The organism is Spirosoma harenae (assembly GCF_054776975.1).
On sequence record NZ_BAAHBD010000054.1, the window covers coordinates 46763 to 62676 of the forward strand.

General features: G+C 45.6%; 11 protein-coding genes. 3 read left to right on the plus strand and 8 right to left on the minus strand.

Annotated features, from left to right (window positions below):
* Nucleotides 1-23: 23 nt before the first annotated feature.
* On the minus strand, nt 24-494 hold the full coding sequence (locus ACYVE4_RS32480; protein WP_461044591.1) for a thioredoxin family protein: 471 nt from the start codon (nt 492-494) through the stop codon (nt 24-26).
* Nucleotides 495-681: 187 nt separating this feature from the next.
* Here ACYVE4_RS32480 and yihA point away from each other — a divergent pair, with 187 nt between their 5' ends.
* Both yihA and ACYVE4_RS32490 read left to right on the plus strand, forming a co-directional pair.
* A complete protein-coding gene (yihA, locus tag ACYVE4_RS32485) occupies nt 682-1317 on the plus strand; it encodes a ribosome biogenesis GTP-binding protein YihA/YsxC (protein WP_461044592.1) in 636 nt (211 codons plus the stop codon).
* A gap of 76 nt (nt 1318-1393) precedes the next feature.
* Nucleotides 1394-1903 carry a DUF5606 family protein gene (locus tag ACYVE4_RS32490; protein ID WP_461044593.1) on the plus strand — a complete coding sequence of 170 codons (510 nt, stop codon included), beginning with the start codon at nt 1394-1396 and terminating at the stop codon, nt 1901-1903.
* Nucleotides 1904-2091: 188 nt separating this feature from the next.
* On the opposite strand, the gene ACYVE4_RS32495 is transcribed toward ACYVE4_RS32490, so the two are convergent.
* The 6 genes from ACYVE4_RS32495 to priA all read right to left on the minus strand — a co-directional run bounded on the left by ACYVE4_RS32495 (nt 2092) and on the right by priA (nt 10538).
* Complete coding sequence (locus ACYVE4_RS32495; protein WP_461044594.1) at nt 2092-2955, minus strand: transglutaminase family protein; 864 nt, start codon at nt 2953-2955, stop codon at nt 2092-2094.
* Nucleotides 2945-5503: a circularly permuted type 2 ATP-grasp protein gene (locus ACYVE4_RS32500; RefSeq protein WP_461044595.1), complete on the minus strand. Its 2559-nt coding sequence runs from the start codon at nt 5501-5503 to the stop codon at nt 2945-2947. Before ACYVE4_RS32500 ends, ACYVE4_RS32495 begins: the two co-directional genes overlap by 11 nt.
* A gap of 272 nt (nt 5504-5775) precedes the next feature.
* Nucleotides 5776-7212 (minus strand): pyruvate kinase, encoded by a 1437-nt coding sequence (gene pyk, locus ACYVE4_RS32505; protein ID WP_461044596.1) that lies wholly within the window; start codon nt 7210-7212, stop codon nt 5776-5778.
* Nucleotides 7213-7322: 110 nt separating this feature from the next.
* Nucleotides 7323-7718, minus strand: coding sequence for a type II toxin-antitoxin system VapC family toxin (locus ACYVE4_RS32510; RefSeq protein WP_461044892.1), 396 nt, complete (start codon nt 7716-7718; stop codon nt 7323-7325).
* Nucleotides 7718-7936: a DUF2281 domain-containing protein gene (locus ACYVE4_RS32515; protein ID WP_461044597.1), complete on the minus strand. Its 219-nt coding sequence runs from the start codon at nt 7934-7936 to the stop codon at nt 7718-7720. Before ACYVE4_RS32515 ends, ACYVE4_RS32510 begins: the two co-directional genes overlap by 1 nt.
* 37 nt (nt 7937-7973) lie before the next feature.
* Entirely contained in the window at nt 7974-10538 is a 2565-nt protein-coding gene (gene priA, locus ACYVE4_RS32520) for a replication restart helicase PriA (RefSeq protein WP_461044598.1), read from the minus strand.
* Nucleotides 10539-10759: 221 nt separating this feature from the next.
* Here priA and ACYVE4_RS32525 point away from each other — a divergent pair, with 221 nt between their 5' ends.
* Entirely contained in the window at nt 10760-14878 is a 4119-nt protein-coding gene (locus tag ACYVE4_RS32525; protein ID WP_461044599.1) for an SdrD B-like domain-containing protein, read from the plus strand.
* Nucleotides 14879-14972: 94 nt separating this feature from the next.
* Here ACYVE4_RS32525 and ACYVE4_RS32530 read toward each other — a convergent pair whose 3' ends face one another.
* Nucleotides 14973-15884, minus strand: a complete 912-nt coding sequence (locus ACYVE4_RS32530; RefSeq protein WP_461044600.1) for a M12 family metallopeptidase — start codon at nt 15882-15884, stop codon at nt 14973-14975.
* Nucleotides 15885-15914: the final 30 nt, after the last annotated feature.

The window sequence follows — 15914 nt, forward strand, 5'->3', positions numbered from 1 at the left end:
ATTTTAGCTCATTGGAAGCTGGCTTACAGTGGCGTTTTAACGCTCTTGCCGATAGCAATCAGATCTTCGGGGGTTTGGTAGCCTAGTACTTTTTTCAGCAGTTTACCGTTACCGTCGATAAACAACAGGGTCGGATACGCTTCAACCGGATAGACTTGCGAGAAGGCAGGACCTTCGCCTTTTTCCATGTCCATTTTTACGTTGATAAACTTTCCGTTGTAGAAATCGCCAACGGGTTTTTTCGTGAAAACGTTTTTCTGCAATTGCTTACAGGGGCCACACCAGCTGGTGTAGGCATCCAGAAAAATCACTTTCTTTTCTGCTTTGGCTTTCTTTAAAATGTCTTTCCAGGAAGCCTCTGTAAATTGAATACCTTCCTGATCGTTTTTAGGGTTGCTGGGCCGATGAAGCCGGTTTGGATGGGAGCCTGCCTGCGTCGATACGTTAGTCGAACCTACTAACAGGGCAATCAGTAGCCAAAAAACTTTTTTCATGATCAAACCGGAATACCGGTAGTCTTTTATGGTTTTACTCAGTCTATAACGCACTCGCAGGCAGTTTTCGTTTCTTAGCGACACTACTTGTTTACGAAGCAAATTAACGATCTGCATTGCAAATGACAAATGGTGTGCCATTCTCCTCAATCTTTCCGAACTTTGCCGTGATTTTTGTTTTGAGTGTATGCCTGTTAAACAAGCTGAATTCTTTGTCAGTAATTCCGATCCGGCCAAATGTCCCGCGCCCGATCGGCCAGAATATGCGTTTATTGGTCGATCAAACGTGGGAAAATCGTCATTGATCAATATGCTGACGGGCCGTTCGTCGTTGGCCAAAATTTCGGGAAAGCCGGGTAAAACGCAGCTGATCAACCATTTTATTATTGATAATGAATGGTATCTGGTCGATTTGCCAGGGTATGGTTATGCGCAGGTAAGTAAAGCAGAACGAGATAAATTTGCGGCACTGATCGATGGTTACCTGACTACCCGTCCGAATTTATTAACCATTTTCGTATTGGTCGATTCCCGAATCGATCCGCAAAAAATCGACCTTGATTTCATGACCAATCTGGGCGAACGCGGTTTGCCATTCGTCATCGTCTTTACGAAAACGGAAAAACTGGGCTCTGTGAAATTGCAGACTACGATTGAAAATTATCGGAATAAATTGCTGGAGGACTGGGAAGAAACACCACCATTTTTTGTGACTTCAGCAGTCACTGCCGCCGGTCGCGAAGAACTTCTTTCGTACATCCGACCCTTGAATGAAGCTTATGAAAAAGAGCAAAAGAGCCGAAAATCGAAAGGTTGGAAGTGACTTTTAACAATTCTTATGCTCTTAAAAAGGCAATACACCCACCAAAACGCACGTTACAAATTTACAAAATCACTCTATGGAAGCATTAAAACAGATTGCCAATGTGGCTGGCTATAGTGGCCTTTACCGAATTCTGAAACCCGGTCGAGCGGGCGTTATTGTCGAATCGTTAGACGACAAAAAAGCCAAAACCATGATGGGGCCAACTGCACGTGTATCCGTACTCAACGATATTTCAATCTACGTAGATGACGATAGCGACGAGCAATCGATTCCGCTTGGTCAGGTATTGATGTCGATTCACGAAAAATATGGTGATAAACTGACCGTCGATCCAAAGGGTAGCAATGATCAGCTAGCTGAGTTTATGGCTACGGTTGTTCCTGCATACGATCGTGAGCGTGTTCGGCCTACTGATATTAAAAAGCTGATTAGCTGGTATGGTATTCTGCAACAATATGCTCCGGATGTATTTGAGGTAACTGCTGAAGAAACAACGGAAGAGAAGGCTGAAGAAGCTCCTGAAACCGTAGAAGCTACTACTGAAGAACCGGCGGCTAAACCAGCTAAAAAGCAGAAATCTTAACAAATTAAGCCTTAGACGGGTTAGTCTTATTATACATTAACGTTCTTAATTTTCAGTAAGAACCGAAAAGCCGCGATGACCTTTGGTTTCGCGGCTTTTTATAGTTTAAGGGTCGTCTTTTACACTGAAAGATGAGTTGTTTTTTGTCATTCTGACCGCAGGGAAGAAAGACAAAAAAAGGGGTAATTCTAAATTGGAATGACATCCACTTCAACCTGAAAGGAGTGTTTCCCGGTGCTAAAAATGATTCCTTTCAGGGGTGATACATCGCCAAAATCGCGACCCCAGGCGGTGGTAATATGTCGTTCCTGAGGAATTAAATCATTCGTCGGATCGAAATCGCACCAGCCTATGTGGGGAACATATACCGATACCCAGGCATGCGTTGCATCGGAACCCTGTAGCTTGGTCATACCCGGAAGCGGTCGGGTCTCCAGATAACCACTCACATACCGGGCCGCAAATCCCATGCTTCGAAAACAGGCAATGGCCAGGTGAGAAAAATCCTGACAAACGCCTTTTTTTTCTCGTAACACCGTTTTGAGCGGTGTGTGAATAGTCGTGAAACCAGGAACGTAGGTAAACTCAGCGTAAATTTTCCGGCACAGTAGCCGGGCGCTTTGGTAGAATGGCCGGTTATCGCTAAAACAATCAGCCCCAAAACGCCTGATTTCTTCGTCCCACTGAACGAATTGGCTTGGAAGCGTATAGTCGAGAAGTTCCATTTTTAACGTACTATCCGACTTGATTTTTTCTCTGACTTCTTTATTTGTTATGGACGAATCTGGTGGAAGAATCGACTGGGTTTTCAGTGTACTTTTCGCTAAAATGATAAGTTTAGTATGGGGCTTATAAATAGAAAAGTAGTGAATTGTATTGTCGAAATAATCTTTACGAACATAAAATTCGTCGGGCGTGGGGTAAATAGCCACTGAAAAATCACTTCGCGTTTGCCGGGCCGAATCTTTAGGCGTGATACACGCTAAACCGTGGTAATTATTGACACTACCACTATAATCGTATTGCGTTTTATGCAGTAGTCTATAATTCATTCGTCAAATCAACGAAAGTTTCGGTTATGGAATGCTGGGTGGCGGTATGATTAAAATATTGGCTGGTCGTATAAGTCGATACCGACAGAATTAATTTATAAACGTGCGATAAGACAAGGCTTAGTTTTTCGTAAGCCTGCGTATTGGGTTCCACCGTGGCCATGTCGGCTACATCGATCAGCTTGATGTGCGTAACGGCTTCCAGAATAGCTTTTCTGGGTTTACTTAACCGCTCGGATACTTGCGGGAGCTGGCTGATGTTGTCGTCCAGAGAATCTAGCATATAGGCCAGCGAAGACGGAATCTGTTTATCCAGCAGAATCATATCCAGCATATATTCCATCTCGAAATTCGTCTTGTAAGTAGCCCGATAATGAGACAGCGCAAAATGATTCATGAGGACAACTTCCATCAGTTCATTTTCAATAAATGACTCCGTCTTGATACTGAAAATGGATTGGAGAATCGTAATTTTTGACAGAATTCGCTCGATTAATTTACCTGTTTCAAATAAATAATAACCGTTGTTGCGCGGGATCGATTCGTTGACAATTCCGTAAAAAGTAAACAGATTGCTCTGCAGACTATTCAGTGTATTCTGAATATCGTTTGGGTTATTGGCGGGCTGAATTTGCTGAAGCTTCTGGGCGATATGCTCAATCACATCAATCGTTCGCCAGGTGACATTATTCCATCGTTCGCGAACAGCCATCATGGCTCGCAGAAAAGCTTGAAGCGACGACGTAATACTTCCGGCTTTGGCCGTGTTCGAAATACTTTCGGCTATAATGGGGTATGGATTTTTGAAGTCGTCTTTATTTCTATCCGAAAAGCGCGGTTCGATCTGAATTAAACTCGACACGGTTTTCAGCAAAATATCAATGTGCTGCGTTTTAGTCTGCGTTCCAAAATTACGCTGGAAATGCAGGGCGTTCAGCGTAATCATCAGAAATGTCGTGGCATTCATGGTGCGTTCGCTATACCGAGCGGCCCAGTACAGATTTTCGGCGCTGCGACTGGGTAAGGACGCTTTTGCCTGCTGATTGACCGTAATGGGCAGTTTGATTCGTTCGCGGATGACTTCGGCCTCGTCGGAAATAATCCAGGTGTCTTTCGAGATGCTGCCGTATTGATTCGAAAACGTGAACTTGTCTTTCTGGGCTGAACTTCGCGTCAGGCCTCCATCCATGACCTGATAGCCCGTTGGCGTTGCCGTCAGAAAAGCGCGAATAGCGGCATAACGGGGCTCAATCTGTCCATCGACGAAAGCGGGCGTAGTGGAAAAACTGACTTCCTCCTGAGCTACATACTCAGCCGGGTTTTGCAGAATCTGTGCGCGTAATTGCTGCAATTGCTCTCTCGACAGTTGTTTGCCATAAACCGACCGAAAAACCTGTTTTCGATTCGCTTTTTTGATAATCAGGTTACCCAAATTTTCGAGCGTATGCTGAAGTTCGTTTGGCTGGCCACACCACCAGGTTGCTACTGATGGCAAAATCAGTTTTTCGTTTAAGAAATACCGGCATAGCGAGGGCAAAAAAGCATTGAACGCGGAATTTTCGACCGCACTGGTGCCTGGCGGGTTAATAACCATGACGTTGCCATTCCGAATCACCTGTAAGAGTCCAGGAACCCCCAATTTCGAATCAATACGTAATTCGAGCGGATCGCACCATTCATCATCGATCCGGCGAATAATGATATCCACTCGTTGCAATCCGTCGATAGCTTTGATCCAGACAAACCCGTTTTTAACAATCAGGTCGTCGCCCTGAACCAGCGTATAACCCAAATAGGAAGCCAGATAAGCCTGTTCAAAATAGGTTTCGTTGTTGGGTCCGGGAGTTAGATAAACGACATTTAAATAATCTGATTTTTCGCGGAATACCTTGAAGATAGATTGTTGCGCCTGTGTAAAGAAAGGCGACAGACGACTGACGTATATATCGCGAGCCAGTTCGGGCATGATCTTGCTGATAATGAATCGGTTTTCCAGCGCATAGCCCGAACCCGAAGGCGCCTGTGTTCGGTTGTCAACGACCCACATACGGCCATCAGGCCCACGAGCCATATCAGCTGCGTACATGATCAACTGATTTTGGGTGGGCAATTTTACGTCGTAGCAGGCTCGAAAAAAGCCCGTGTTGCTATAAACGAGTTCGGCCGGCAGTACCCGATCTTTTATCATTCGACGCTCGCCATACATATCCCGTAGAATCAGATCCAGCAGGATAGCTCGTTGCTGCAACCCTTTTGAAATTTCCAGCCACTCAGCCTGCTCAATAATAAACGGAATCAGATCTAATTTCCACGGACTGTTGAGCCCGTCGGGTCGTTGATAAATATTATACGTAACCCCGTTTTCCCGAATCTTATTTTTGATTTCCTGCGATCGATTTTCAAGTTCTGCCTGCCCGATTTTTTCAAGAGAAGAAAACAGTTTACTCCAATGAGGTTTTATGGAGCCATTGGACGCTAGCACCTCATCATACGAGCTGAGTTTTGTTCGGTATACATCGAGCAGACTATTTGTTGATTCTACAATCATAACTCTCTTTATTAGCAACGACTTTGTTTGTCTTCTGCTCAGATGGAAAGCGTTTGAATAATAATAGCAACTACTGCTTATATGGAGAATGACAGCTTAAAATTACCTATATGTCGTATTTTGCCAATTCTTTTTAGGATTTTATTGGATTAGGTAAAATATTCTTTGTAGAAATGCAATTTTAATCCAGACTCTTTGTGAGAATTCGGTATATACAAAAAGGCCAGCATCTCAATAAGAAATACTGGCCTTTCGAATAAAAATAAGTGGTGTTAGTCGACCGTGCTTAATTTCACGGTATTGGTCCGGCGCGACTGGGTGAGCGGCATACTCAGGGTATTGATAAAGATATCGCCCGATTGAAGTTTGCCAAGTCCCACCAGGGTTTGTTTAATACCCTCCACAGTCTGATCAACGGTTAGATTGAGATCCGGTTCGTATGGCAGGACCTGAACTCCCCAGTATAAACCCAAGGTATTTCGTAACTGCGGATCATTGGAGAATACATACAGATCGGCTTTAGGACGGTGGTGAGAAATCCGGACGGCCGTATAACCTGAGTTCGTGATTCCGATAATCGCTTTTGCTTTCGTATCGCGAGCCAATCGGCAGGCACTCATTACTACGTTATCATTAATTACGTTCTGGCTTGGTTCTTCGTTGACGTGGGCATGATACCGATAATAAATTTTATCGGTCGTAGCCTCCACTTGCCGGATGGTGTTCGCCATGCTTTCGACCGCCAGAATCGGATATTTACCCGATGCGGTTTCGGCACTCAGCATCACGGCGTCGGCACCATCCATTACGGAGTTGGCAATATCGTTGATTTCGGCACGGGTTGGGCGAGGGGCGTCGATCATGCTTTCTAGCATCTGTGTAGCAACGATAACGGGTTTAGCCGCTTTGTTACACTTCTCAACCAGCATTTTCTGGATCATGGGTACTTCTTCGGCGGGCAATTCAACGCCTAAATCGCCCCGCGCTACCATCAATCCGTCAGTTGCTGCAACGATAGAATCGATATTCTGAATGGCTTCAGGCTTTTCAATTTTAGCCACCACGCGGCTCTTCTTACCCTTCGATTTAATGTACTCTTTTATCTCGGTGATTTCAGCGGCTTCACGAACGAAGGATAAGGCAATCCATTCAACGTCATTAGCCAAACCAAATTCGAGGTCGGCCCAGTCTTTTTCCGTAACGGCCGGCATTGATACCTTCGTGTTGGGCAGGTTAACGCCTTTTTTGGATTTCATCGGACCACCATACACCACTTCGGTCACTACATCAGTCCCTTCTTTTCGAAGAACGCGAACTTCCAATTTCCCATCGTCCATCAGGATGCGCTCGCCCGGATGAACGTCTTTGTACATGTCTTTATAGGGTGTACTGACGCGTTCGGCAGTACCTATAATGTCTTCGTTGGTAAAGACCAGTTCCTGGCCGGGAACCAGCAATACTCCGTCTTTATTTTCAACGTTACCAATACGAATTTTGGGGCCTTGTAAATCCTGCAACACGCAGAGATTGAGATTGTATTCTTCGTTGATTTCGCGGATACGGGTAAGCCGCATCAGGTGATCTTCGTGGGTACCGTGGGAGAAATTGAGTCGGAACACATTGACTCCGGCTTTGGCTAATGCCAGCAACTGTTCTTTCGTTTCGGAAGCCGGGCCAATGGTGGCCACAATTTTGGTTTTCTTAGACATAGGACGGTAAAAATTGGGCAAAATCGGCCAAAGCCGGTGCAAAAATAACCGGATGGGCTTATAAACAGTCGGCTTTACAGAAATTTTAAGGTAAACGTAACACGCCCTTGCTACCAGATGGTCGTAACAAGATCGCTATAGAGTGGGAAATTATGATCCGACGAAAGAATGGTTAGGTCATCCGCTAGAGCCGTTGCTAGCAATATCCGGTCAAAAGGATCGCGGTGATGGTCGAAGAGAGGAATGGCCTGATAAGCTGTCAGATGGTGTTCTTCTATGGGCTTCCAAGCAAAACCAGATTGATGACTCAGGTAAATCGCATCACGGATAGGTCTATTTGAACCTATACTTCTGCCGATCTTTATTTTTATCGCCATCTCATAAAAATTGATAGGACTGACAAATACTTTATCGGCTTCTGTGATGGCTTTTAGCATTGTAACTGTTAGGCGGGAATCATTCTCTAAAAACCAAATTAATACGTGTGTATCTAGTAGAATTTGTATTACATATAATCTTTCAGATCGTCAATTGGATCGTTGAAATCGTCTGATATCCAGAAAGATCCTTTCATTAATCCAGGTATTCGTTTCGGCTTTTCCTGTGTTTCAGCCGTTTCTTCAACCAGTGTTACGATCACTTTTGCCGTATCGCTTTTTACAGGCAATTCCTCATCGAGAATAATTTGCCCGTTTTTGTAGGTTCCAGTTACTGTTGCTAGCATGGCTGTAGTCACTATTTGTAGCAATAACGTAAAAATATCATAAACAATCCACATCCGCTACGATGCTGACCTGGCGCAGACCTTTATCGGTCAGAATGTCGTTGATGCGATCCTGAATGTAGGCTTTTACGGCTTTTACATTCACCTTGTCGCGCTCGATTTTGATTAGAATATCGAACAGAAATTGATTCCGGATACGTTCGACGAGAGGTTCTTCTGGGCCAAGTACTCGACTGCTGCCCAAGGCATCAGTCAGTTCGGCGGCAAGGCGCTCGGCAGCTCGGTGACTGATTAGTTTATCGGTATGCCGAATCGTGAGTTTGATGAGCCGGGAAAAAGGCGGGTAATTGAAGTTCTGCCGCTCCTGAACCTCTTCTTCATACAGACCTCTGTAGTCATTCTGAATGACTTTCTGCAGAATCGGTTGCTGGGGATTACTGGTTTGAATCAGCACCGTTCCCTGACGGCCCGCTCGGCGACCCGCCCGGCCACTTACCTGAGTAATCATCTGAAAAGCCCGTTCCGTTGCCCGAAAATCGGGGAAATGAATCAGACGATCCGCATCGAAAATACCGACCAGACTTACGTTGTCGAAGTCGAGTCCTTTCGTAATCATTTGCGTACCCACCAGAATATCGACCTGCCCGCCTTCAAATTCCTGAATGATTTGCTGATAGGCATTTTTAGCGCGCGTCGTATCCAAATCCATCCGCAGTACGCGAGACTCGGGAAAGAAAATCTGTAGCTGATCTTCCAGCTTTTCCGTGCCAAAACCGATGGTTTTTACTTTGGTAGAGCCGCAAGTGGGGCAGGAGCGAGGAACCTGCTCTTTGTGACCACAATAATGGCAACGAAGTTCAGCGTCGCGCTGGTGATAAGTCAGGCTTACTGCGCAGTTTGGGCATTCAGCGGTCCAGTCGCAATCTTCGCACTGCATATAGGGTGAATAACCGCGTCGATTCTGGAAAAGAATACTTTGCTCTTTGCGCTCCAGATTCATTCCCAGAGCACTGATTAAGGTCGAAGAAAATTCGGCTTTCATTGTTTTCTGCCGTTTCTCCTGCTGTGTATTGACCAATATTATATTGGGCAAAGTCGCATCGCCAAACCGCTGGAACAATTCGACTAAGCCATAGCGGCCTTGTTTCGCCTGAAAATAGGTTTCGAGTGAAGGGGTTGCCGAGCCTAATAAAACCTTTGCCTGTTGCCAGTGGGCGAGCATCATCGCTACGTCGCGAGCGTGATAGCGAGGGGCAGGGTCATGTTGTTTGTAGCTGGTTTCGTGTTCTTCATCCACGATAATCAACCCCAGATTATCGAAGGGCAGAAATACGGACGATCGAACACCTACCACGAATTGATACTGGCCGGATACCACGCCTTTCCAAACTTCAACCCGTTCGTTGTCAGAAAATTTGGAATGGTAAATGCCCATTTTATCGCCAAAAACGCGCTGTAATCGCACAACGATCTGAGCCGTCAGGGCAATTTCGGGCAATAAATACAGAACCTGCGAACCGCCCAATAAAGCCTGCTGAATCAGATCGATGTAGATTTCGGTTTTCCCACTACCCGTAATGCCATGAAACAGAACAATATTCTGGTTTGCAAACTGCTTCATAATCTGATCTGAAGCAGTTTGTTGGGCTTCTGTCAGTTTGATTTCTACCTGTGGAGCCAGATTATCTGAAAAACGCGGCTGAATTACTTCGAACGTTTCGAAAACTGCGTTTTTGATCAGCGTTGTTAATGACGATTGAGAAAGTTCGTCGTCCTGATTCAGGATCGTTTTGTCTAATCCTTTCTGATTTAGCGACGGATTGCGTTGCATCGGTACGTGGCTCAGGTATCGCATCACCACTTCCTGTTGCTTCGGCAATTTTTCGAGTCGTTGTAAGAGCACCAGGAGTTGTTCTCTTTCCTCATAATTCCGGTGTAGCCGAATTTTACGAACCATTTTCGGGATGTATTTTTCCCGGACTTCTTCAAATACGATAACGGCTTTTTTGTCTACCAATGACTTGATCAGTGCCGGGACATTCGTGCCTTCGCCCGCCAGTCGACCCAGCTCTTCGTAGGAAAGAGCTGGATGTTTTTTGAGTTCATTTAGTAAGGTTTCTTCAAATGAGGTCAATAATTCGGGGTAATCGAAATCAGGGTTGATCTGCACTTTTGATTGACTCGAAATCTTCAAACCCGATGGAAGTGCGACGTTCATTACGTCGCCGATGCAGCACATATAATACTCGGCCATCCATCGGAACAATTCCAGTTGATAACCCGTGACGAGTGGATACTCGTCCAGAATTTCGCTGATATAACGTGCCTGATAGGCCGTAGGTGGTGAATTATGCAGTTTTGCCACAATAGCCGTCATCACACGGCTATTTTTTTTACCGAAAGGAACTATCACTCTGGCACCAATTTTGACAATCTCGGCCATCCCACGTGGAACTCTATACGTAAACAATCTAGGTACTGGGATAGGTAGGATTAAGTCGGCGAAGAATGTGATTTCCTCACTTTCATATGAAGAAAACAAGGTATTTAGTTGATTTTCCACTGATTTAGTGAGCTGGATAGTAAATATACATACAATCATTCATCGTCTGGCAAGGGTTTTGTCTAATCTTAGGCTGATTGGGTTTTTTGTAAACCAAATGAAAAATAAAGAAAATAAATAGTACGCTGTATCCATTTTGATTGAATAAGTTAATAGTCCTTGCCAAGTACGCTTTCTTTTTTACCGTAACTGCTTAATTCATGAAACAAGTTTATGTAGGGTTAATCTGCCTTCATAGAAGGTGGGTAATCAGCTTTTGCTTGCTATTTATATGCCTAGCCAGTGCCAGTGCCCAGGTCAAAGGAGTTGTATTTCGAGACTTTGATCAGAATGGTGTTCGTTCGGATACATTACCAATTGAGGTAGGTGTACGGGGCATAACCGTTCGAGCGTTTGTCGATATAAACAAAACGCCAATCACAACAACGACCGCTACCGATGGGTCGTATTCCTTCAATAGTTCTGATGTTCCAGCCGGTAAACCCGTGCGGCTTGAGTTTAGTGGCTTTCTGGCCGGTGATTACAATGGCGTTTATGGAAAGGAAAGCGGTACTAGTATACAGTTTGTAAAATCACCCGCCGAAAACGTTAATCTGGGTATCAATTATCCGGCCGACTATTGCCAGCAAGTTGGTAAAAAAATCATCCTACCCTGGTACGTAAACGGAAATTCCCAGATCACTACTGATAAAGATGGCAATCCAGTACCGGACGGCGATCAGGCGGCTTTAGCCACTGCACTGGTTAGTATACCCTATGAAGCATCGGGAATAGCTGAACCCAACAATTTTATGCCAGACCGTTTAGCAACCGCTAATCAGGTGGGGGCTATCTGGGCTGTTGCATACCAACGGCGTATGAAAACGGTATTTACAGCCGCTATTATTAAGCGACACGCAAGCTTCGGGCCGTTGGGCACGGGCGGAATTTATAAAACAGACATAGCCACAGGAACAACAAGTAACTTTGTCGATCTAAAAACCATTGGAATTGATACGGGGACAGATCCTCATAGCGATTTATTTGGCGATAAGACGCAGGCAAGTATTGATGCTGGCCCAATGCAGGCAGTGGGCCGTATGAGTATTGGCGGGATGGATATCTCGGAAGATGATCGTACCCTCTATCTTATTAATCTGAAAGACCGAACATTATACGGGATTTTTGTTGACTCGCCCGCTCGTACGCCAACAGCGGCCGATGTGAAATCGTGGGCAATTCCTGATCCTGGTTGCTCGAATGGCGATTTTCGTCCCTGGGCTGTTAAAGTCTATCGAGGCAAAATTTACGTGGGCGTTGTGTGTACTGCAGAAACATCGCAGCAGCAAAGCGATCTAAAAGCAACTATCTATCGCATAGATCCTACGGCTGCAAATCCCACGTTTGAGGAAGTGTTATCATTTCCATTGGATTTCCGACGAGGCCCAGTCGATTCAACCTTTGATCCGCTTCATCCTGAAAAGACCTGCGAAAAATATGACCATTGGCAACCCTGGACGGAAGCCTGGCCAGAACCTTGCGGAAAGGGTAATGGCCCAACGTTTGTTATGCTTCCGCAGCCTATTCTGAGTGGTTTGTCTTTTGATGACGACGGATCGATGGTGATCGGATTTATGGACCGATTCGGAAATTTATCAGGTGTAGCCAATCATGATCCGCAGGGAAACGGTGATTTCCACGGCTTTACAGCTGGCGATTTGATGCGTGCGTATAATAATAACGGAACTTATGTTCTCGAAAGCAATGGTGTAGCGGGGAATCGTGCAGGCAGTGGCGTTGGAAATAATCAGGGACCTGGCGGGGGAGAATTTTACGCAAAGGATGAATGGTTTTTTATTGACCATATTGCTCACTTTGAGGTCACTATTGGTGGAATTTCTATTATTCCGGGGTATAATGAAGTAGTCTCTTCCGCTTACGATCCAATCGCCAATGTGGTCCAGTCAGGCGGTCTGAAAGTCTTTAGCAACACTACGGGCGAGGAAAATCGTAGCTACGTACTATACACGAAGCAGCCTGGCACATTTGGAAAAGCAGAAGGAGTCGGCGATACCAAAGCGATCTGCGATGCGTCGCCAGTTGAGATCGGTAACCGCTTTTGGTTCGATGATAACCGCGATGGTGTTCAGGATCCATACGAACCGGGTATTGATGGCATCACGCTAACGCTGCACGACATGGAAGCGGGTGGCAATCAGTTGGCAGCTCAGACAACACACGATGGCGGTCAGTTTTATTTTAACAATACGACGGTATCGGGAGGGCTGAAGTTTAATCATAAATATCAGATCCGGATGGATACCGCTCAATTGTCGTTATTGGATATAACCCTTGATGGTGTGAAGACCGTAAGTAGCCCGCAACGTTATTATTCCATTTCGCCGGGTAATCGCACCGGATTTGCCGATGCTGATTTACGTGATTCAGACGCTCGTATGGAGGGTAATCTGGCAGTTATCGACGTAACTACGTCTGAACCGGGACATAATGACTTTACGAACGATTTGGCCATTTATTCTTGTCCACAGGTAATCAATGAGAAACATAGTATTGAACTATGTTCGGGTAGTAAATTAGATTCGATCGTCGCTCAAAGTAAGTACTTCAGTCGGGTCGATTCAGTTCGGTTCGTAGTATTTAGCAGTCCACAGTCGGGTACGGCTATGTACGGGAATGGAGGGACTGTGTTGGGTACGGTTCTGCCAGATGCCAACAATCGAGCCGTTCTACATAATCCCGCTCTGACTACAGCTAATAACACATCGGGCCTTGTTAATCAATATGTATACGCGATCATTTTTCCAACACCAGAGAATCCGGGTTGTCGTCAAACGGATGAAACGGTTGTAAAGATTTCACCTGCCTTGTCGGTATCGGCGTTAGGAGGGGGACTGACCTGCGCTGTAAAAACGGTAACAGTAAGCAGTCAGGCATTTTATGGCAATGGATCGACAGCATCTGATGCTATTTATAGCTGGACGGGGCCTAACGGTTTTACGAGTTCGCTTCAAAACCCAACAGTTTCTGAAAAAGGTTCTTATACGGTAACGGTTAATAGCCTCAACTGCCCCGGTAACCTGACAATGGCCGTGGCTAACGTTACATCCGATATAAGCACCCCCAGTCTGGTCGCTTATGGAAATGCGTTACCCTGCGTTAATTGTTCCGCAACGTTATTAGCCGAAGCACCAGGAGCGACGTTCTTCTGGACGGGTCCCAACAATTTTACGAGTACAGCCGCCGAACCGGAAGTCTCGATTCCCGGCGAATATACCGTGACGGCAAGAGGAGCTAATGGTTGCGAAATCTCGGAAACTGTTGAGCTTTTGCCTATCCAAAACGATCCTTGTCCAGTGTTATCCGTTACGGTTACGGGTGGAGAACTAACCTGTGCGCTCAAACAACTTACGCTCACCAGTAAAGTAGTTTTATCTGACGGCTCAGCGGCAACAGACGTTATCTATGCCTGGACAGGCCCTGGTAGTTTTACGAGTTCGCTTCAGAATCCAACCATTTCCGCGAAAGGCTCTTACACATTAACGGTTAGCCTACCTAATTGTCCAGATAGTCGGACAACAGTTGTAACCAATGTAACATCGGATACGGCAGTTCCAGATTTGGTGGCTTACGGGAATGCCATGCCTTGTGCAAACTGTAGCGCCACCTTACTAGCCGAAGCACCAGGGGCAACATTCTTCTGGACAGGTCCCAACAATTTTACAAGTACAGCTGCTGAGCCAGAGGTTTCAATTCCAGGTGAATACACCGTAACCGCCAAAGGTACCAATGGTTGCGAAATATCAGCGACTGCGGAATTGCTGCCTATCGAAAGCGATCCATGTCAGCCAGTATCGGTTACAGTTACAGGCGGGAAGCTGACCTGTGCTGTAAAAACGGTAACGCTAACTAGTCATGCAACCTTCGCAGATGGCTCTGCAATTCCTACGGTCATCTATGCCTGGACAGGCCCGAATAGCTTCACCAGTGCGCTTCAGAATCCGGTTATCTCCACAAAAGGATCGTATACTTTAACAGTGAGTGTACTAGATTGTCCAGATAGTCGGACAACGGTTGTGACCAATGTGACATCGGATACGGCGGTTCCAGATTTGGTGGCTTATGGAAATGCAATACCTTGTCCTAAATGCAGCACGACTTTATTAGCCGAAGCGCCTGGAGCGACGTTTAAATGGACTGGTCCTAAAGGATTTACCAGCACAGAAGCTGAGCCAACAGTAACCGTTGCTGGAGACTATACCGTTACTGCAACGGGAGCAAACGGCTGCGCGATTTCTACGACTGTAGAACTTCTGCCAATAGAGAGTGATAATCCTTGTAAGCCAGTTTGTTTACCGATCACTATTAAACGAATTCGATAATTCACAGGCATTTACTAAAACCAATCACTACACTTTTTTTAAAACAAAAAGGGCCAGTATACGACTGGCCCTTTTTTGAAACGCGTGCTTACGTCTAGGGGTTTGTTGAGGTGGTACTGCCGCGAACCGATGATAGTTCGGTGCCGGCAGGATACATGCTGAGAACGGTATTGACATCGACAGGTGACAAGCCAGTCCGCTGGCCTACGAATGTCGAGCCATCTTTTTTAGTGATCGTTGGCAGTCCATTTTTAGAGAAATCATACGACCCATAAAGCATAATCGAGCCAAAATCGAGGCCACCAGCGTAATCGAATCCATCCTGTCCGCGCTCTACATAGGTCTGAAAGTCAGCTTCGTATCCTGTTTGGATGTTTGCTGTATTAATGTTTACATACGTATCGCGATCAGCGCGAGTATGTTCGTGCCATAGCCCGATTGTATGACCAATTTCATGAATCGTATTGCCCGTTGTGCAGCCACTCCCCAGATTTACATACTGCAAACCGCCCGAATAGCCAACATTTGATGAGCATCCTGTGCCTGACCGAAACAGAACATAACCGCGCTGGGTAGTACGTTGAACAAAGCGAATAGGCGTATACATTTCCCAGTGAGCAATGGCATCGGTTACCCGAGACTGGTTCGGCAGAGAAGGATCGATGGAGTAATAAACTATTTTATTTGGCCAGCGCGATGAGGCTTTTGTTCGCCCTGTTCCATCAACAACTTCGGTACCTGTATTTGTAGGAGCCTGTAATTCCTGCGACGATAAAAGAATATCGCTCTCGAAAACAGCCTGGTCGCCAATCAGTCGGTAATTTATTTTCTGGCCATTCAGCAAACCCGTTTTTGATACACCCACCTGGTTGGGGAAGGCTTCTTCGGGGCGGCTCATTTTACCGGAGGGGATTGTGGGAGATTGTTCTGTTGAGGGATCCTGTGAACAGCTGATTAAAAAAACCGAAAGTGTACAGGGAATGACAAGAGAAAGAATTGTTTTCATGTAATGAACGTTTTTAAGTTATTCTTAACA